Annotated in this window: 17 protein-coding genes; 11 read left to right on the top strand and 6 right to left on the bottom strand. The window is 66.1% G+C overall.

Annotation, left to right across the window (positions count from 1 at the left end; translation table 11 throughout):
• Positions 1-113: 113 nt before the first annotated feature.
• The 7 genes from rsfS to AC3EDY_RS07430 all read left to right on the top strand — a co-directional run bounded on the left by rsfS (position 114) and on the right by AC3EDY_RS07430 (position 5,616).
• Complete coding sequence (rsfS, locus tag AC3EDY_RS07460; protein ID WP_488571859.1) at positions 114-512, top strand: ribosome silencing factor; 399 nt, start codon at positions 114-116, stop codon at positions 510-512.
• A gap of 89 nt (positions 513-601) precedes the next feature.
• On the top strand, positions 602-1,027 hold the full coding sequence (locus AC3EDY_RS07455) for a 23S rRNA (pseudouridine(1915)-N(3))-methyltransferase RlmH (protein ID WP_488571858.1): 426 nt from the start codon (positions 602-604) through the stop codon (positions 1,025-1,027).
• Positions 1,028-1,056: 29 nt separating this feature from the next.
• A complete protein-coding gene (locus tag AC3EDY_RS07450) occupies positions 1,057-2,253 on the top strand; it encodes a murein hydrolase activator EnvC family protein (protein WP_488571857.1) in 1,197 nt (398 codons plus the stop codon).
• 161 nt (positions 2,254-2,414) lie between these two features.
• A complete protein-coding gene (locus AC3EDY_RS07445; RefSeq protein ID WP_488571856.1) occupies positions 2,415-3,749 on the top strand; it encodes a S41 family peptidase in 1,335 nt (444 codons plus the stop codon).
• 22 nt (positions 3,750-3,771) lie between these two features.
• On the top strand, positions 3,772-4,269 hold the full coding sequence (locus AC3EDY_RS07440; RefSeq protein ID WP_488571855.1) for a disulfide bond formation protein B: 498 nt from the start codon (positions 3,772-3,774) through the stop codon (positions 4,267-4,269).
• Positions 4,270-4,273: 4 nt separating this feature from the next.
• Positions 4,274-4,789: a demethoxyubiquinone hydroxylase family protein gene (locus tag AC3EDY_RS07435; protein ID WP_488571854.1), complete on the top strand. Its 516-nt coding sequence runs from the start codon at positions 4,274-4,276 to the stop codon at positions 4,787-4,789.
• Positions 4,790-4,989: 200 nt separating this feature from the next.
• Positions 4,990-5,616, top strand: a complete 627-nt coding sequence (locus tag AC3EDY_RS07430) for a hypothetical protein (protein WP_488571853.1) — start codon at positions 4,990-4,992, stop codon at positions 5,614-5,616.
• Positions 5,617-5,662: 46 nt separating this feature from the next.
• Here AC3EDY_RS07430 and fabI read toward each other — a convergent pair whose 3' ends face one another.
• The 3 genes from fabI to AC3EDY_RS07415 form a co-directional block, all read right to left on the bottom strand.
• Positions 5,663-6,466 (bottom strand): enoyl-ACP reductase FabI, encoded by an 804-nt coding sequence (gene fabI / locus AC3EDY_RS07425; protein ID WP_488571852.1) that lies wholly within the window; start codon positions 6,464-6,466, stop codon positions 5,663-5,665.
• Between the two features lie 77 nt (positions 6,467-6,543).
• Entirely contained in the window at positions 6,544-7,626 is a 1,083-nt protein-coding gene (locus AC3EDY_RS07420) for a YihY/virulence factor BrkB family protein (protein WP_488571851.1), read from the bottom strand.
• Between the two features lie 57 nt (positions 7,627-7,683).
• A complete protein-coding gene (locus AC3EDY_RS07415) occupies positions 7,684-8,646 on the bottom strand; it encodes a DnaJ C-terminal domain-containing protein (RefSeq protein WP_488571850.1) in 963 nt (320 codons plus the stop codon).
• 151 nt (positions 8,647-8,797) lie between these two features.
• Between AC3EDY_RS07415 and pdxH the strand changes: the two genes are divergently transcribed.
• The 4 genes from pdxH to thrS all read left to right on the top strand — a co-directional run bounded on the left by pdxH (position 8,798) and on the right by thrS (position 13,963).
• A complete protein-coding gene (pdxH, locus tag AC3EDY_RS07410; protein ID WP_488571849.1) occupies positions 8,798-9,421 on the top strand; it encodes a pyridoxamine 5'-phosphate oxidase in 624 nt (207 codons plus the stop codon).
• Between the two features lie 10 nt (positions 9,422-9,431).
• Positions 9,432-10,367, top strand: coding sequence for a cation diffusion facilitator family transporter (locus tag AC3EDY_RS07405; RefSeq protein ID WP_488571848.1), 936 nt, complete (start codon positions 9,432-9,434; stop codon positions 10,365-10,367).
• Between the two features lie 65 nt (positions 10,368-10,432).
• Complete coding sequence (locus AC3EDY_RS07400) at positions 10,433-11,743, top strand: glycosyltransferase family 39 protein (protein WP_488571847.1); 1,311 nt, start codon at positions 10,433-10,435, stop codon at positions 11,741-11,743.
• Between the two features lie 225 nt (positions 11,744-11,968).
• Positions 11,969-13,963, top strand: a complete 1,995-nt coding sequence (thrS, locus tag AC3EDY_RS07395; RefSeq protein WP_488571846.1) for a threonine--tRNA ligase — start codon at positions 11,969-11,971, stop codon at positions 13,961-13,963.
• Between the two features lie 41 nt (positions 13,964-14,004).
• On the opposite strand, the gene ppa is transcribed toward thrS, so the two are convergent.
• The 3 genes from ppa to AC3EDY_RS07380 form a co-directional block, all read right to left on the bottom strand.
• The gene (gene ppa, locus AC3EDY_RS07390; RefSeq protein ID WP_488571845.1) at positions 14,005-14,559 is read right to left on the bottom strand and encodes an inorganic diphosphatase; all 555 of its coding nucleotides are present in this window, start codon (positions 14,557-14,559) and stop codon (positions 14,005-14,007) included.
• A gap of 119 nt (positions 14,560-14,678) precedes the next feature.
• Positions 14,679-15,350, bottom strand: coding sequence for a DUF1345 domain-containing protein (locus AC3EDY_RS07385; RefSeq protein ID WP_488571844.1), 672 nt, complete (start codon positions 15,348-15,350; stop codon positions 14,679-14,681).
• On the bottom strand, positions 15,350-17,359 hold the full coding sequence (locus AC3EDY_RS07380) for a M61 family metallopeptidase (protein WP_488571843.1): 2,010 nt from the start codon (positions 17,357-17,359) through the stop codon (positions 15,350-15,352). Before AC3EDY_RS07380 ends, AC3EDY_RS07385 begins: the two co-directional genes overlap by 1 nt.
• Positions 17,360-17,436: the final 77 nt, after the last annotated feature.

Below are 17,436 nucleotides of genomic sequence, written 5' to 3'. Positions count from 1 at the left end.
ATTCAGCCGGCTCACCGCGCGCCCTGGCGCAACATGATGCCAATCCCGGATCGGAAACATATGCCGATCGTTCTGATTTCAGCCGCTTTGCAACCGGAGTTTACCGCAAACCGATGACCAGTGCCCAACCCCAGCCGGCCGATGCCGGCGCCGCCGTCCCGGACCCTTCTGCCGGGACATCCGGTGGTCTGTTCGATCTCGTCCTGCAGTCGCTCGACGATGACCAGGCGCAGGACGTGGTATCGATCCCGCTGGAAGGCAAAAGCTCGATAGCCGATTACATGGTGATCGGCTCCGGCCGCTCCACCAGGCAGGTCGCGGCCATGGCGCAGAAGCTGGCCGAGCGCATCAAGCAGGCCGGGTTCGGCCATGTGCGCATCGAAGGCTTGCCCGCCGCCGACTGGGTGCTGATCGATGCCGGTGACGTGGTCGTCCACCTGTTCCGCCCGGAAGTGCGCACTTTCTACAATCTGGAACGCATGTGGGGCTTTGGCGACGCCGGCTCGGCCTGACATGCGGCGACATGCGGGCACTTCCCCTGTCGTGCGCCAGGGGGTAGTGGCAAACCTCGCATACGCCCCACAGCCCGACCCGGACACCCATGCTTCTTCACATCATCGCGCGTGGAAAGATCGGCCGTTCGCCCGAAGCCGAACTGGTCGATCGTTACGGCAAGCGCGTGACCTGGGGTTTCAAAGTGAGCGAGTTGCCGGACCGTGGCGGCGTTGTGCCCCCGGCAGCGTTGAGCCCGAGCCGCACGGTGGTGATGGACGAGCGCGGCAGGCAATTGTCCTCGGCCGAACTGGCCCGCGTGCTGGGCCGCTGGCGTGACGACGGCGTGCGCGAGACGCGTTTCCTGATCGGCGCGGCCGACGGCCATGACGACGCCCTGCGTGATGGTGCGGACCTGCTTATCGCTTTTGGTGCCGCAACCTGGCCCCACATGCTGGCCCGTGCGATGCTGGCCGAACAGCTATGGCGCGCCACCAGCATTCTTGCCGGCCATCCTTACCACCGCGAGGGATGATGCCCAGGCGCCTTTCCCTGCCGGCATCCGTGCTTTTGGCCACCCTGCCGCTGGGCGGGCTTGCGGCCTGGCAGATTGCCGGGGCCGATCCGGCCCCGGCCTATCAGACCACGCGCGAAGCCGTGGCCGCGCTGCGCCAGGCCCAGACGGCACTTCTCAATGCGCGGGCACGGGGCGAAAAGCTTGAAGCACAGGCCCGCGCGGCGACGGCGGCGGCCGACCGTACGGCGCAGCAGGCGGCTGCCATCGCTGCCCGCATCCAGCAGTCCGAGGCCGAAATTCACCTTAGCGAGGCGCGGATCGCGATGATCGAAAAGGAGCAGGCCGATCTGCGCCAGCGCATCGCCGCCCGCCAGGAACCGGTGGTGCGCCTGACTGCCGCCTTGCAGCTCTTTGCCCGGCGGCCGCTGGCTTTCAGTCTGTTGCGCGCCGATTCGCTGCGGGACACGGTCTATCTGCGCGCCGTGCTGGAAACCATGGTGCCACAGGTGCGCCGCCGCACCGCGGCCTTGCGCAGCGCGATTGCCCAGGGCCGCGCGCTGCAGGCGCAGGCGGAGACGGAAGCCGCACGCCTGCGCGCCAGCCAGTCGGGCCTGCGCGAGCGGCGCCAGCAACTGGCCGCGCTGGAAAGCCGTCAGCGGATCGCCAGCCGTGCTGCCAACGGCATTGCCAGTCGCGAGGCGGACCAGGCCCTGGCCCTGGCCGAGGAGACACGCGACCTGGCTGCGCTGATGCAGCGGCTGGGCCGCGACGGGCAGATGCGCGAGATGCTGGCCGCGCTGCCCGGCCCGGTGCAACGGCCCGACCGGCCTGGCGCGGTGCTGATGGTGGAGGATGCCGATCCGCTCTTGCGGGCGAGTGCGCCGCTCGCGTGGATCCTGCCGGTGGCCGGTCGCGTCGTAACCGGCTTTGGCGAGACCGGCGCCACCGGTGCCGCGCAGGGATTGACGATCGCGCCGATGGCGGGGGCACAGATCGTGGCGCCCGCCGCCGGGCGCGTGGCGTTTGCCGGGTCTTATCGCGGCTATGGTCAGATCGTGATTCTCGAACATCCCGGCGGATGGACCTCGCTCGTTACCGGGCTGGGCCGGATCGATGCTGCGGTGGGCGATCGCGTGGTGCAGGGGTCCCCCCTGGGCATTGCGGCCCCCGGCAACCCGTCGATTGGCGTCGAACTGCGCAAGGACGGTGCGCCGGTCAACCCGCTGGGCGCCTTGCGCAACTGATGGTCGGGCTTCGCGACAGGGGGCAGCGGGCGGCAGGGCAGTGACCAATGGGGAATAGCTGCCGCTCCATCTGGCATTAAGGGTTGCACGGCTATACAAGCACGCTGGTTGGCGCATCGCGCGCGCCTGCGCCGCCTCTTAGCGAAGGTTCGATCACGAATATGGCACAACCGCTTGCTTCCATGCTGCGCGCCGCGGCGCTGGTGACGGCCGTGGCGGTTCTGCCCGTGGCGACGGCTGGCCTTGCCGCCGTGGACGCCCGTACCGGGCCGCAGTTCGAAAAGCTTGCGCTGGTCTACGACAAGATCAAGGACAACTACGTCGAGCCGGTGAACGACGATACCCTGCTCAAAGGCGCGATCGACGGGATGCTGGCAACGCTCGATCCGCACAGCGCCTATCTCGAAGCGCGCGATTTCGAGAACCTGCGTACCCAGACCGAAGGCGCCTATGGCGGGCTTGGCCTTTCCGTCACGCTGGATGATGGCGCCGTGAAAGTGATCGCCCCGATAAAAGGCACGCCGGGCGATCTGGGCGGCGTGAAGGCGGGCGATTACATCACCCATCTCGACGGCAAGCTGATCTATGGCGGCTCGCTTGACGAAGCGGTTGACCAGATGCGCGGCGTGCCGGGCACCAAGATCAAGCTGACGATCTATCGCCCCGGCCGCGACGAGCCGCTGGACTTCACGCTGACCCGCCAGGTGATCAAGCTGCGTCCGGTGGAATGGAAAGTGAAGGACAATATCGGCGTCGTTTCGGTGTCGAGCTTCAGCGAGAACGTGGGCAGCGAAGTGGCGCAGGCCGTCCAGGCGATTCGCGCGCAGCTGGGCGGCAATCTGGCCGGCATCGTCCTCGATCTGCGGGGCAACCCGGGCGGCCTGCTGAACGAGGCCGTAGCCCTATCCGACGATTTTCTCGACAGGGGCACGATCGTTTCGCAGCGCGGCCGCGATCCGCGGGACAACGATATCTATTCGGCGCACCCCGGCGACCTTGCGCGCGGCCTGCCGATGATCGTGCTGATCGACGAAGGCTCTGCCTCTGCTTCGGAAATCGTTGCCGGCGCGCTTCAGGATCAGCACCGCGCGCTGATCATGGGCCAGCGCAGCTTCGGCAAGGGCAGCGTGCAGACGCTGATCCAGATCAGCAAGGATGCCGCGCTCAAGCTGACCACCGCGCGCTATTACACGCCCTCGGGCCGTTCCGTGCAGGAAGGCGGGATCGAGCCCGATATCGCCGTGCCGCAGATTTCCGATCCCGATCTGCGCAAGCGGGCGCTGCGTTCCTATCGCGAGAGCGACCTGCGCCGCCACCTGATCAACGAAATCAAGGAAGACAAGGATCTGGAGAAGGACAAGGCCGACGATCCGCGCTTCAAGATGACGCCCGAAGAACTGAAAGCCAAGGGTATCGACGATTTCCAGCTTCATTATGCGGTGCAGACGCTCAAGCGCACGGCGCCTGGCGCGCTCGCGGCATTGCGCAAGCGCTGATCGAGGCCATGGGTTGCCGGTGATGACCACGATCGAGCCTCGGGATGCCCGCCTGTCCCTTGCCCTTTCGCTGGCGCTGGGCGTGCCGCTCGTGGCAATGGGCAGCGCCTATGTGGCGCAATACGGCTTCGGCCTGCCGCCATGCGAAATGTGCTGGTGGCAGCGCTATGGCCATATGGTCGCGATCGGCCTGGGGGCCGTCGCCATAATGCGCCGCGGCCGGCCCGGCGCTCGGCCGTTGCTCGCCCTGGCGGCGCTGGCCATCCTTGCCACCGGGCTGATCGGCGCGTTTCACGCCGGGGTGGAATATCACTGGTGGCAGGGCCTTACCACCTGCTCTTCGACCCGCATCGAGGGCGATCCTTTGGCCGCGATCATGGGCGCGCCGCTGGTGCGTTGCGACACCCCGGCCTGGACACTGCTGGGAGTGAGCATGGCGGGTTTCAATTTCCTGTTTTCGACACCGGCCGCGCTGGCGATCCTGGGATTGCTGGCCAAGAGCCGCCCCAAGGGAGCCTGACCTTATGACCCGCCCAGATACCGCCCGGATGATCCGCGTGGACCAGGCCGGCGAATTCGGCGCCACCCGCATCTATGCCGGGCAACTGGCGGTGATGGGCGATCGCGGCCCGGATTCGGCCGAGATCGTGGAAATGGCCCGCCAGGAACAGGGCCATTGCGCCCGTTTCGATGCCCTGCTGACAAAGCGCGGGGTACGTCCTACCGCGTTGCAGCCGGTATGGTCCGCCGCCGGCTTTGCCCTGGGCGCTGCCACCGCACTGCTTGGCCCCAGGGCCGCCATGGCCTGCACCGCGGCGATCGAAACCGAGATCGATCACCATTATACCCAGCAGCTTGCGCAACTGGGCGACAGCGACCCGGAGCTGGCCGAAACGATCCGCGAGTTCCGCGATGACGAGCGCGCGCACCATAGCGCGGCCCTGGCCGCCGGGGCGGAACAGGCCCCGGCCTACCCGCTGCTGTTCAACGCCATCCGCCTTGGCTGCCGCGCGGCGATCAAGCTCTCGGAACGAATCTGACGGGAACGATGCACGGCAACCTCTGGATATCCCGCGCCTCGGGGCTTTCCCGCGCCGGTTGGCGGAGCTTTTCCCGATAGGCGCGCGTTGGTGCTTCATCTATCATTCACCGCCCCGCCAGCTTATGATGGGGTAACCCGGGGGCCACGATCGCCTTCCGCGCTGGAGAAGAACCGAAAATGCGCTTTGCTGCCACTTTCATGCGTCCGCTGGCCTCAGCCCTGCTGCTCGTTCCGGCGGCGTTTCTGGGCGCAACGCCGGCCGCGGCAGCCCCGGCCCGCACGCCGGTGCCCGAAGCCCAGCCAGCCGAGCTTGGCCCGACGCAGGGTGACGAGCGGGTCAACCAGCTGATCGTCTATGGCAATGATCCCTGTCCGGTTTCCACCGCCGAAGAAATCACCGTCTGCGCCCGCAAGGACGAGGCGGAGCGTTTTCGCATTCCCACCCCCCTGCGCGACAATCCCAACAATCCGGCCAACCAGAGCTGGACGGACAAAGTGAAAGCGTATGAAACCGCCGGGGCGTTCGGGATCAATTCGTGCTCCCCGGTCGGCTCGGGCGGGGGCACGGGCTGCATGACCCGCCTGATCCAGGATGCCTATGCCGAAAAGAAGCAGAGCGGCGACGTGCAGTTCGGCAAGCTGATCGAGGAAGAGCGCCAGCGCCGCATGCAGACGATCGACAGGGACGCGGCCGCCGAACAGGGCCGTGTGGAACAGCTGGAAAAGGAATACCAGGCCCGCCTCGCCCGTGAGCGCGACAGCGGCGAAAGCCAGCCTGCGCCGGAAACGCCGGCTCCCAGTGCAACGGCACCGGCGCAGAACTGACATGTGCGCCGCCTCACCGGCCTCTTGCCGGAAGAGGCGGGTACGCTCAGCTCAGCGCGATATCGGGTGCGTCTTCCTGTTTCATGCCGACAAGGTGATAGCCGGCATCGACGTGGTGCACTTCGCCGGTGACGCCGGCGGATAGATCCGAGAGCATGTAAAGGCCCGCGCCGCCCACGTCTTCGATCGTGGAATTGCGGCGCAGCGGCGAATTGAGCTCGTTCCATTTCAGGATATAGCGGAAATCGCCGATCCCGCTGGCCGCCAGGGTCTTGATCGGGCCGGCCGAAATGGCATTCACCCGCACCCCTTGCGGGCCGCAGTCGTTGGCCAGATAGCGTACGCTCGCTTCCAGCGCGGCCTTGGCCACGCCCATCACGTTGTAATGCGGCACGACCTTTTCCGCGCCGTAGTACGTGAGCGTGAGAATCGACCCGCCGTTGGGCATCATCGGCATGGCGCGCCTGGTCACCGCGACCAGGCTGTAGGCCGAGATGTTCATGGTCATCAGGAAATTGTCGAGCGTGGTGTCATAGAACCGGCCGCGCAACTGGCTCTTGTCGGAATACCCGATGGCATGGACAAGAAAATCGATCGTTTCCCAACGCGCCCTGAGCGCGTCGAACGCGGCATCGAGCGAGGCCATCTCGGACACGTCGCAATCGATCAGGAAATCGCTGCCCAGGCTCGCTGCCAGCGGCCGGACACGCTTGGCCAGCGCCTCGCCCTGATAGGAAAAGGCCAGTTCCGCTCCCTGTTCGTGCAACTGGCGGGCGATGCCCCAGGCCAGCGACTTGTCATTGGCAAGGCCCATGATCAGGCCCCGCTTTCCGTTCATCAATCCGGTCATGCGCCCTCGTACGCTCCTGCCCCGGTTGGCCGTTCCCGCAAGGGGAGCCCCTGAAAGGGAGCAGGCCAGCCGGCCATCTATTCTGGTCTGGGCGCGCCGGCCTGGCGAATGGCCCGCGCGCGATCATCTGCCTGGCCCAGCATGTCGTGCTCTTCCGGGGTTTCGGCGAGCGCGGCATTGAGTTCGGCACCTATTACCATCCCTATGCCGACGAGCCAGAAAAAGAAAAGGGCGATCATCACCCCGGCCAGGCTGCCGTAGGTCAGATTGTACGAGAAAACCGAAGCGAGGAGTTTGGGCAACAGGATCGATACGCCCAGCCACCACAGGCAGACGAACAGCGCGCCGGGCCACTTGGGATAACGATTCGCGCGATAGGCACTGGGCGTGAGCGACAGAAACAGAAGCCACAGCGCCCCGAACAGCACCAGCGCGGGCACGAAACGCCCGGCGGCCAGCCCATCGGCCCACGCGCCGAACTGCGGGAGCCATGTCACGATCACTTCCTGCGCAGCACCGATCGCCACCTGGGCCAGGATCGACACCAGGATCAGCACGACCGAGGCGATGATCAGGCCGGTGGACATCAGCCGATAGCGCCAGAACGCGTGTTCCCAGACGGTGCCATAAGCGCGGCGCAGGATGTCGCGGATGGTTTCGACCAGGCTGCTTACCGTCCACAGGCCCACCAGCCCGCCGATCCACAGAAGATGCCCGGTACGCGCCTGCACGGCGGCGCGGGCGACGGGCTCGATCGTACCGGCAACCACCGGCGGCAGGGCCATGAGCACGGTATTGATCGCTGCGGTGCGCTGGCCGGTTTCCCCGATCAGGGAAAACAGCGCCGCGCCCGTAATGAAAAAGGGAAAGAGCGCGATCAGCACCATGTAGGCGAAATTGCCGGCATGGATGAAGCCATCGTTGATGACGCCGGTCCACACCCGCCTGAGCAGTTCGAAGCCGCGCGCGCCCGGGCGTAATTCCTGGCGCGCACCTTTCAGTTCGGCGCGCAAGCGGTGATGCAGCGCGGCGCGGCGGCGCGCCTCGGGCGAGAGATCGGGCGCAAGCTGCCTGGCGTCCTGCGGCGCGCCAGGCAAGGGATCGGTGCGATCGGGATCGGTTTCGTTGTCCATCACCACAGGCAATGCGGGGGCGGCCACCTGGCTCCCGCATTTTCGGGTATGGGTGCGGGATGCATGGTGTCAGACGCCAAGGCGTCAGACGCCCAGCCGCGCGCGGGGGTTGCGGCTGTCGTGCCAGCCGGCAAGCCGTGCCTTGAGCTCGGTATCGTCATCGGCAATGTCGATCTGCAAAGTCACCAGCTGATCGCCCCGCTCGCCGTCCTTGCGGGAAAAGCCGCGGCCCTTGAGGCGCAGCGTGCGCCCGCTGCTGCTGCCCGGCGCCACCGTGAGCATCACTGCGCCATCGGCCGTGGGCACTTTCACCTTGGCGCCGTTTACCGCCTCTTCCAGCGTGATCGGCAGATCGAGCCGGATGTTGTCGCCGTCGCGAACGAAGAACGGGTGGGGGGCGATCTCGATCGTCACCAGGGCATCGCCCGGCCCGCCCGGCCCGGGTTCGCCTTTGCCGGCCAGGCGCACCTGCTGGCCGGATTCGACGCCGGCCGGCAGTTTCAGTTCGATCGTCCCGCCCGAGGCCAGCGTGACGCGTTGCGCCGCGCGCGTGGCCGCTTCCACAAACGGTACCTGCAGGCGATAGCTGACATTGGCACCCTTGGGCGGGGCCGCGCGCCGCGCGCCGCCAAAGCCGCCGAAACCGCCGCCTGTTCCGCCACCCATTCCAGCGCCCATGCCGCCGCGCCCGCCGAACAGGCCTTCAAACAGGTCGGAAAGATCGGGGCCGGCGCCGCTCTCGAAACCGCCATCATGACGGAAACCGCCCTGCCCGCCGCGAAACCCGCCGCCGAACCCCCCGGCGCCGAACGGCATCGTCGGATTGCCATCGGCGTCGATCTCGCCGCGATCGAACTTGGCGCGCTTGTCCTTATCCGACAGCAGATCATAGGCGCGGGTCACTTCGGCAAAGCGTTCGGCCGCGTTGGGATTGTTCTGGTTGTGATCGGGATGCAGCTCCTTGGCGAGTTTGCGATAGGCCGCTTTCACGTCCTTTTCGCCTGCGCTGCGCGCCACGCCGAGAATGGAGTAGGGATCTGCTGCCATGCCGCCCTAGCTAGGGATAGGGGCGCGTGCCCGCAAGGCTCGCTTTCACGATCATGCCACGCCGGCTACAGCAGCCTTACCGTTATTATCGCGGGAATGGAGGCAAGCGTTCGATGACGCTGCCGCAGCACCGCCTGACAGGACGATTGACGTGACCGACCAAGACGCCGACGCCATCCCCCACGGCGACCCTTTTGCCATTTTCGAAGCCTGGTTCGCTGCCGCGCAACAGGCGGAGCCGAACGATCCCAATGCCATGGCCCTGGCAACGGCCACGCCCGCCGGGGCGCCCTCGGTGCGGATGGTGCTGCTCAAGGGGCACGGGGCCGATCTGGGGCCGGGGGGCGGTTTCATATTCTACACCAACCTCGAAAGCCGCAAGGGCGGGGAACTGGCCGCGAACCGGGAAGTGGCGCTGCTGTTCCACTGGAAGAGCCTGCGCCGCCAGGTACGGATCGAAGGCCCCGTGATTCCGGTCAGCGCCGCGCAGGCCGATGCCTATTTCGCCAGCCGGCATCCCGAATCGCGCCTGGGTTCGGCTGCATCGGACCAATCGCGCCCTTTGCCCTCGCGGCAGGTCTATCTCGATCGCGTGGCCGCCCTGCGCGCCCGCCATCCCGATGGCGAAGTGCCGCGCCCGGCGCACTGGTCGGGCTATCGCGTGGTGCCCCGCGCCATCGAATTCTGGCAGGACCGCGACTACCGGCTGCACGAACGCCGCCGTTTCCTGGCTGATAGCACAGGCGGGTGGACCAGCACCCTGCTTTATCCCTAAAGCAGCGGGCATGACGCAGACCGCCCATGCCGATCTCAACCGCCGTGCCGCCCTGGCGAGCAGCGCGGTCGCTTTGCTGCTGCTGGCGCTGAAAGGCTGGGCGGTGGTCCAGTCCGGCTCGCTGTCGATGCTGGGCAGCCTGGCCGATACCGCGCTCGATCTCGTTGCCAGCCTGGCAACGCTTGCGGGGGTGTGGATCGCGGCTATCCCCGACGATCACAACCACCGCTTCGGCCATGGCAAGGCAGAGGCGCTTGCGGCCCTGTTCCAGGTGGTGCTCATTTCGTTTTCCGCGCTTGGCCTGGCCTGGCGCGCGGTGGCGCAGTTGCTGTCAGGCGCCTCGGCGATCGAGGCCGGGTCGGGCATTGCCGTTTCGGTGGTTGCCATGGCTGCCACGCTCGCGCTGCTGGCCTATCAGCGCCGGGTCATCGCCCGCACCGGCAGTCTCGCGATCAGCGCCGACAACGTGCACTACAAGTCCGATCTGCTGCTCAATCTGGCCGTGATCGCGGCTCTGACCATCGAGCACACGCTGCATCTTGCCGGCGCCGACGCGGTCTTTGCCCTGGGCATCGCCCTGTGGCTGGCCTGGGGCGCCTGGGGCGCTTCCCAGCAGGCGGTCCACCAGCTGATGGATCACGAATGGCCGGCCGAAAAGCGCGACCGCTTCCTTGCTGTCGTAGCCCAGCATCCGGAGCTCAAAGGCTTGCACGACTTGCGCACGCGCACCAGCGGCAATCGCGATTTCGTGCAGTTCCACGTCTGGGTGGACGGCGCGATGAGCGTGGCCCAGGCCCACCGCGTGATGGACGAGATCGAGGAAAAGCTGATGGCCGAATTTCCCGGCGTGGAAGTGCTGATCCATCCCGATCCGGAAGGGCTCGTCAACGAAAGCCCTCTTGGCGCGGCCGACCTTTTGCCCGCTGGCGGGCTGGGTAAAGGTTGAGCGCCCGAGGGCCTTTTCGCCGGCCGGAAGGGCTTTCTTTAACAACTGCGGCTACGGCCTGGCTCATGCGACAGGCGTTGCTGAAGACATGGGGATGGCTGATTGCGGGCCGCAGCACGGTTGGCGCGTTGCTGGCGCTGGCCCTCGCGCTGCGCGCACTGGCGCTTGTCGCGGCGGTGGAGCCAAGCTCCGATGCCGCCTGGTATTTTTCGCGCGCGGCGATGCTGGCCGATGGCCGGGGCTATCTTGGCGATCATGGCGCGCCCACGGCTTTCTGGCCGCCGGGCTGGCCTCTGGCGCTTTCCCTGGTCTTTCGCCTTGCTGGCCCGTCGATCTGGGCCGTGGGCGCATTCAATCTCGTGCTGGCGGGGCTGGCAGGCTGGCTGACGCTCGATCTGGGGCGCCGCTTGATGGGCCGCGAAGCGGCCGGGCGCATCGCCCTGCTGTTATGGGCTGTCTATCCCAATGCCGTGCTCTATGTGCCGCTGGCCCTGACCGAGGTTTTCTACACCACCCTGCTGCTGGCGTTGTGCTGGATCGTGGTCGCGCGCCAGGATTGGACCTGGCGCGGCTGGGCCTGGACCTTGCTTGCCGGCCTCGTGCTGGGGCTGGCAACCCTGGTCAAGGCGCAAAGCCTTGTCCTGGCGCCGCTGCTGCTGGCGATCGCCTGGCTGCGCGCCCCGCCACTCTGGCCGCGTCTGCCCAAAGTGGCGGGCCAGGGGGTGCTGATGGGCGCCGCGGCGCTCATGGTGATCGCGCCCTGGACGGTGCGCAACCATCACGCGCTGGGCGCCTGGGTCTTCGTCTCGACCAACGGCGGCATCACGCTGTTGACCGGCAACAACGATAGCGCGCGGGGCGCCTATACCCCGGATGATGCGGCAGTCAAAGCGCTCGACGCGCGGCGCGACCTGTCGGAAGTGGCGTACGACAGGGAAGCCCGCCGGCTGGGAAGCGCGTGGATCGCCGCGCATCCAGCCGCTTTTGCCCGGCTGATGCCGCTGAAGTTCCTGCGCCTGTGGGGCCCGGACGGCGAAGGGCAGTGGGCTTATGAAACGGGGTCATGGGCCTATGCCGCCAGTCCCCGGACCTTTGCCGCCCTGCGCACGGCCAACCAGCTCTGGTACTGGGGGCTGCTGGCGCTGTTTGCCGCGGCTTTGCCGATGACAGTGCGCTCGCGGCGCCGCGCCGGACTGCGCCTGATCGACTGGTGGCTGCTGCCCTATGGCATTGCCGCCTATCCCAGCGCCATCGCCGTGGTCTTTTCCGGCCAGTCGCGCTTTCACTATCCGGTAATGCCGTTCGTGTGCATGGCGGCAGGCTGGGTGATCGCGCACATCCTGCTGACGCGTGACAGTATCGCCACGATACGCTAAGCCCCCTGGCCATGCGCCCGGCCCTTTGCCCTTGCACGGTCACGACCATCACCCCGGCTTGCCGGGGGTGGCAACGCCTGCGCGGCTGACGCGCCGGCGAGGCTGCCGCCCGGGTTCGGGCGGAACGGCATCGTCCTCCCGAATTCGCTTCCACCCCGCGATGCCGCCCCTTTTCCCGCTGCGGCACTTGTGCCAAGGCGCCCGAAAGCCGCAAGAGAGACACGGATGTCAGACCTGCTCAAGATCACCCTGCCCGATGGCTCGCAGCGCGAAGTGGCGCGCGGCACCACGCCGGCCGACATTGCCGCCGCGATCGGGCCGGGCCTGGCCAAGGCCGCCATCGGTGCCCGCGTCGACGGCGAACTGTTCGACATCACCCGCCCGTTCGAAAACGATGCCCAGCTTGCCCTCGTCACCGCGCGGGACGAAGCCGATGCGCTGGAACTGGTGCGCCACGATTTTGCCCATGTGCTGGCCGAAGCGGTGCAGGCGCTGTTTCCCGGCACGCAGATCACGTTCGGCCCGGCCACAGACGACGGGTTCTATTACGATTTCGCGCCGGCGCAGCGCCCGTTCACCGAAGAGGACCTGCCCGCGATCGAGGCGGAAATGCGCCGGATCATCGCCGCCGACAAGCCGTTGCGGCGCGAGGTCTGGCGGCGCGAGGACCTGATCGCCCGCTGGCGCGAACAGGGGGAGGCGTTCAAGGCGCAATGGGCCGCGGAACTGCCCGAGGGGGAGGAACTGACGGTCTACTGGTCGGGCAGCGACTGGTTCGACATGTGCCGGGGGCCGCATCTGGCCTCTACCGGCAAGCTCGATCCCCAGGCGTTCAAGCTTACGCGGGTTTCGGGTGCCTATTGGCGCGGCGACCAGAAAAACGCGATGCTGAGCCGCATCTACGGCACCGGCTGGCTCAGCAAGAAGCAGCTCGACGCACACCTTCACCGGCTGGAGGAAGCCGCCCGGCGCGATCATCGCAAGCTGGGCGCCGAGATGGACCTGTTCCACCTGCAGCAGGAAGCGCACGGCTCGGTATTCTGGCACCCCAAGGGCTATCGCATCTGGCGCGAGCTGGAAGCCTATATGCGCCGCGCGATCGACGCCGCCGGCTATCGCGAGGTCAAGACCCCGCAGGTGATGGACGCGCGCCAGTGGGAGCAATCGGGCCACTGGGGCAAGTATCGCGAAAACATGTTCGTGATTCCCGACGAAGTGCCCAATACCGACGACGACGGCCCCGTGATCAGTGGCGAGGCCGACTGGATGGCGCTGAAGCCGATGAACTGCCCGGCCCACGTGCTGATCTTTCGCCAGGGCCTCAAATCCTACCGCGAATTGCCGCTGCGTCTTTACGAAAACGGCTGCTGCCATCGCAACGAGCCGCACGGCGCGCTGCACGGGCTGATGCGCGTGCGCCAGTTCACCCAGGACGATGCGCATATCTTCTGCCGCGAAGACCAGATCGTGGACGAAGTGCGCGCGTTCTGTGAACTCGCCGACCGCATCTACAAGGACTTCGGCTTCACCTATTCGATCAAGCTGGCGCTGCGCCCCGAAAAGCGCTTCGGCAGCGAGGCGATGTGGGACCAGGCCGAAGCGGAATTGCGCGATGCGGTGGCATCGGCGGGCCTGGCCACCCCCGAATACGGCTGGGAGGAACTGCCGGGCGAAGGCGCGTTCTATGCGCCCAAGCTGGAATGGCACCTCACCGATGCGATCGGCCGCACCTGGCAGGTGGGAACGATCCAGTCGGACCGCGTGCTGCCCGAACGGCTCGATGCCGGCTATATCGCCGAGGATGGGGAGCGCCATCGCCCGGTCATGCTGCATCGCGCGATCTTCGGTTCCTATGAACGGTTCATCGGCATTCTGATCGAACATTTCGCCGGCAAGCTGCCCACCTGGCTGGCGCCGACCCAGGCCGTGGTGGCCACGATCGTTTCGGACGCCGATGGCTATGCCCTGCAGGCGAGCGAAGCGCTGCGCGCGGCGGGCATTCGCGTGGAAAGCGACTGCCGCAACGAAAAGATCAACTACAAGGTGCGCGAACACTCGCTGCAGAAAGTGCCCTACCTTCTGGTCGTGGGCAAGCGCGAGGCCGAGGAAGGCACTGTGGCGATCCGCCGTCTGGGCGAACAGGCGCAGACGGTGCTGCCCCTCGCCGAAGCGATCACGCTGATCAAGCAGGACGCCCTGGCGCCCGACCTGCGAGGCTGAGCGGCAGAAGGGCAGAGCCCCGACGTCGAGCGAGCGAGCGGTTACTCTGCCGGTTCCTTGGCCGCCTTGGCTTCCTTGTATCGTTCGATCGCTTCCACGGTGATGCGGCGGGCATCGTCGGCGCCGCCCCAGGTGCCCACGCGCACCCACTTTTCCTTTTCCAGGTCCTTGTAGTGGGTAAAGAAATGCTCAATCTGCTTGAGCACGATCTCGGGCAGGTGATCCTTTTCCAGCACTTCGGTGTAATACGGGAACGTGGAATCGACTGGCACGCAGACCAGCTTTTCATCGCCGCCCTGTTCGTCTTCCAGATTCAGCACGGCAATCGGCCGGGCACGCACCACACAACCGGGAATGAACGGCGAACGGGCAATGACCAGTGCATCCAGCGGATCGCCATCGGGCGACAGAGTGTGCGGCACGAAGCCGTAGTTGGCCGGATAACGCATCGGCGTATGCAGGATGCGATCGACGAACAGTGCACCCGATGCCTTGTCGAATTCATACTTCACCGGCTCGCCGCCGACCGGCACCTCGATAACCACGTTGAGGCTTTCGGGCGGATTGTCTCCGGTGGGAATAAGATCGATGCGCATCGGTTCTGTCTTGCCTCGGTTCGGGGCCCGGGGGCCGGTTGTTGTTCGCAGTGGCACTGGCTCTAGCGCCGACCCTTTTGCGCTGCAACAACCCTTGTAAGCAATTCGCCGATCCTTGGTTAACCGCCACCGAGCGCGTTGATCGTGAACGCGATAACGCCGATGTTGAAAACAAACGCGGCAAAGGAATGCAGGGTGGCGATGCGGCGGATGCGCGGACTGGTGACGCCGGTGTCCGACGTTTGGAACGTCATTCCCAGCGTGAAAGCGAAATAGGCGAAATCGAAATAGTCCGGGGTATCCGTACCGGGAAAGTCCAGCCCCCCCTGGTCGCTGCCGCTGGCCACGTCGCGCGTATAGTAAAGATGGGCATAATGCAGGCCATAGACGACGTTGGCGAAAAGCCAGGTCAACAGCAGCGTGCCGATCAGCCGCAGCTTGGCAAGCGAATCGCCCTGGGCGGCGCGGGGCAGTTCCCCGGCGATCGCGGCCATGATCACGACTGTCAGAACCGTGGTGATGCACAGCACCAGCACCCGGTTGGCGTCATTGTCCACCGAGCTTCGCCGCATGGCATCGGCATCGGCATGGCGGAGCAGCGGGACGAGCGAAACCAGAAAGGCCAGCGCGGCAAAATCGAAGCCGATCACCAGCGAATCCGCCAGTTGTACGCCCGAGCGGCTCAGCGGATGCCAAAGCCACCAGCCGCCCGTACCACCTGCGAACAGCGCAAGGAACAGCAGGAAGCGGGGCGGCGCCAGGCGTCCCGGATGCAGCCCCGCCGGTGCCATCAGGGTGTCGCCTTCGTCGTCCGCGGGCTCAGCAGCCTGTCCAGCCCCACAGGCGCGGCGCCGGGTGCGGCGCGCACCAGCCAGGGCCAGCGCAGACCTTCGGCATAGGCGATCGGCAGCGTGACATATCGGTCGTCGCGCTTGACCAGCAGCTCGATCGGCCGGCCGGCACCGGAATTGCCCGCCTTGGCATTGGTGATCGCGGCTTTGATCGTTTCCGGATCATAGGCCTGGCCATTCACCGCCAGAATCTGCATGCCGGTGACCAGCCCGGCCTTGAACGCGGGGCTGTCCCAGCGGGAAGATGCAACTTTGCCGTCGTTCTCCAGCGTCACGCCCAGCGAATAGGACAGGTTCAGCAACTTGGCATCGGCCATGCGCCCCTTTTCATAGGGGTTGGGTTCTTCCCTGAATTCCAGCTTGTACCCGCCCCGGGTGATGCCGCCCAGCGGCACGGGTTGGCCGGGCTTTTGGATGCGGGTTCTCAGGAAGCCTGCCCAATCATACGGATAGACACTTTCAAGTGTCTTGACCACATCATCGAACTCGTAAGTCAGCGCGCCCCAGTCGCCGTCGCGCATGCCGAAGAAGGCCTTGGCGAAATCGTCGAGGCCTTTCCTGCCGCCGGTCCCTTCGCGAATGATCTGATCGGCTTCCAGCCAGACCAGCGCACCTTCGGTATAATAGTCCTCGCTGCGGGCCAACGAGGCAAAGGGCTTGGGCTTGCGGGCGGCAAAGATCGGATCCGTGGTCGTATCTTCGACCGAGCGCCATTCGCGCCCGGCCTGCAGGCTGAAACTGCCGGCGTATCCGGCCAGGGCGCCCAGAATGGCGTCCTTGCTCTGTATGCCCGACCGCGCCGCGAGCACGAGGCCCCAGAACTGCGTCTGCCCTTCATAGACCCACAACAGATCATCCTGCATCGGCTGGCGGTAATCGGGCGTCCACAGCCTGGCGGGGCGACGGTACTTGCCGTCCCAGCTATGCACGAATTCGTGCGCGATCACGTTGCGGTCCCAGTCGAAGCCGGCCCAATCCGTCAGGCTTTTGGGTTCCTGCTGGTTTTCGCTGGAGCGGTGATGCTCGAGGCCGATGCCGCCCATGCGATCGGTCAGGGCCAGCAGGAAGTCATAGTGATCGAAATGGCGCGCGCCGAAAGTGGCCAGCGACTCGCTGACGAGGTTGCGATAGCTGACAAGGTTTTCTGGCTTTATCGCCAGGTACTCCGGCTTGTCGGCCACCAGATCGAGGAAGACGTTCTGCCCCAGATCGTGCCGCGCGGCATGGAGCCCGGCAAAGATCGGCGAATCGACCAGCGTTTCGTAATCGGTCTCGTTCCACACAAGCGTATTGCCGGCCGGGTCTCCGCCCCGGGTCTTGCCGTCAAGCGCGGTGAACACCGTCCACCCTTGCGGGAACGTGACCGTGGGGTGGACCTTGATCTGCCGCACATAGTGCCCGGCGGGATAAAGGCTCATCTTCTCCCATTGCAGGTTCAGCATCTCGCGCGTGACGGTCACGCGTCCTTCGCTGCCGCGCAACGGCGAGGTATGGACAAAGCGCGCCACCACTTCGCTGGTGCCGGCCGGCAGCGTGATGTGGAAAGCGTTGACCTCGACAGGATCGCGCGTCCATTCCAGCGTCCGGGCGGGGTTCTGGCCCCGGGCTTCGAACGTGATTCCGGCCAGTTCCGCCACGGGTCCGCGCGGCGCATGCTCGCCCGGCAGCCAGCGCGGCAATTGCAGGATCAGCGCGCGCGTGCCGGCCGCCACGGGCACGGTTTCCACCACGCGGAAAACGCCCCTGGCAAGATCGGTGGCATCGATCTGCAAGCCGATCGTACCGGGATAAGGCAAGTCCTGCGGATCGGGAACGCCCGGCTTGACTGCCACGGCCATCGGGCGGCTGTTGCCGGCCGGCTGAACCTGGGCAAGCGCCGCAGGGGCAAAAATCAGGGCGAAAAGGGAAACGGCTGAAACAAGGCCGATGCTTGATTGTGTCTTGTGCATGCGGCTTTCATGCCGGGATGCGATGCCGCGTGCAACAGGCAGATCGAAGCGGGGACGCTGCCGTTGGTCACAGAAGC

The organism is Novosphingobium sp. DS6-6, assembly GCF_057784975.1.
Note: the sequence above shows the minus strand (reverse complement) of the source record. Positions and strands in the feature narration are given on the sequence as shown.

Excerpts from the sequence above, each read along its gene's own strand:
- AC3EDY_RS07455 (WP_488571858.1), top strand. The coding sequence starts at position 602 with ATGCTTCTTCACATCATCGCGCGTGGAAAGATCGGCCGTTCGCCCGAA.
- rsfS (WP_488571859.1), top strand. The coding sequence starts at position 114 with ATGACCAGTGCCCAACCCCAGCCGGCCGATGCCGGCGCCGCCGTCCCG.
- AC3EDY_RS07380 (WP_488571843.1), bottom strand. The coding sequence starts at position 17,359 with ATGCACAAGACACAATCAAGCATCGGCCTTGTTTCAGCCGTTTCCCTT.
- AC3EDY_RS07435 (WP_488571854.1), top strand. The coding sequence starts at position 4,274 with ATGACCCGCCCAGATACCGCCCGGATGATCCGCGTGGACCAGGCCGGC.
- AC3EDY_RS07440 (WP_488571855.1), top strand. The coding sequence starts at position 3,772 with ATGACCACGATCGAGCCTCGGGATGCCCGCCTGTCCCTTGCCCTTTCG.
- AC3EDY_RS07405 (WP_488571848.1), top strand. The coding sequence starts at position 9,432 with ATGACGCAGACCGCCCATGCCGATCTCAACCGCCGTGCCGCCCTGGCG.
- AC3EDY_RS07445 (WP_488571856.1), top strand. The coding sequence starts at position 2,415 with ATGGCACAACCGCTTGCTTCCATGCTGCGCGCCGCGGCGCTGGTGACG.
- AC3EDY_RS07400 (WP_488571847.1), top strand. The coding sequence starts at position 10,433 with ATGCGACAGGCGTTGCTGAAGACATGGGGATGGCTGATTGCGGGCCGC.
- ppa (WP_488571845.1), bottom strand. The coding sequence starts at position 14,559 with ATGCGCATCGATCTTATTCCCACCGGAGACAATCCGCCCGAAAGCCTC.
- thrS (WP_488571846.1), top strand. The coding sequence starts at position 11,969 with ATGTCAGACCTGCTCAAGATCACCCTGCCCGATGGCTCGCAGCGCGAA.
- AC3EDY_RS07385 (WP_488571844.1), bottom strand. The coding sequence starts at position 15,350 with ATGGCACCGGCGGGGCTGCATCCGGGACGCCTGGCGCCGCCCCGCTTC.
- AC3EDY_RS07415 (WP_488571850.1), bottom strand. The coding sequence starts at position 8,646 with ATGGCAGCAGATCCCTACTCCATTCTCGGCGTGGCGCGCAGCGCAGGC.
- AC3EDY_RS07430 (WP_488571853.1), top strand. The coding sequence starts at position 4,990 with ATGCGTCCGCTGGCCTCAGCCCTGCTGCTCGTTCCGGCGGCGTTTCTG.
- fabI (WP_488571852.1), bottom strand. The coding sequence starts at position 6,466 with ATGACCGGATTGATGAACGGAAAGCGGGGCCTGATCATGGGCCTTGCC.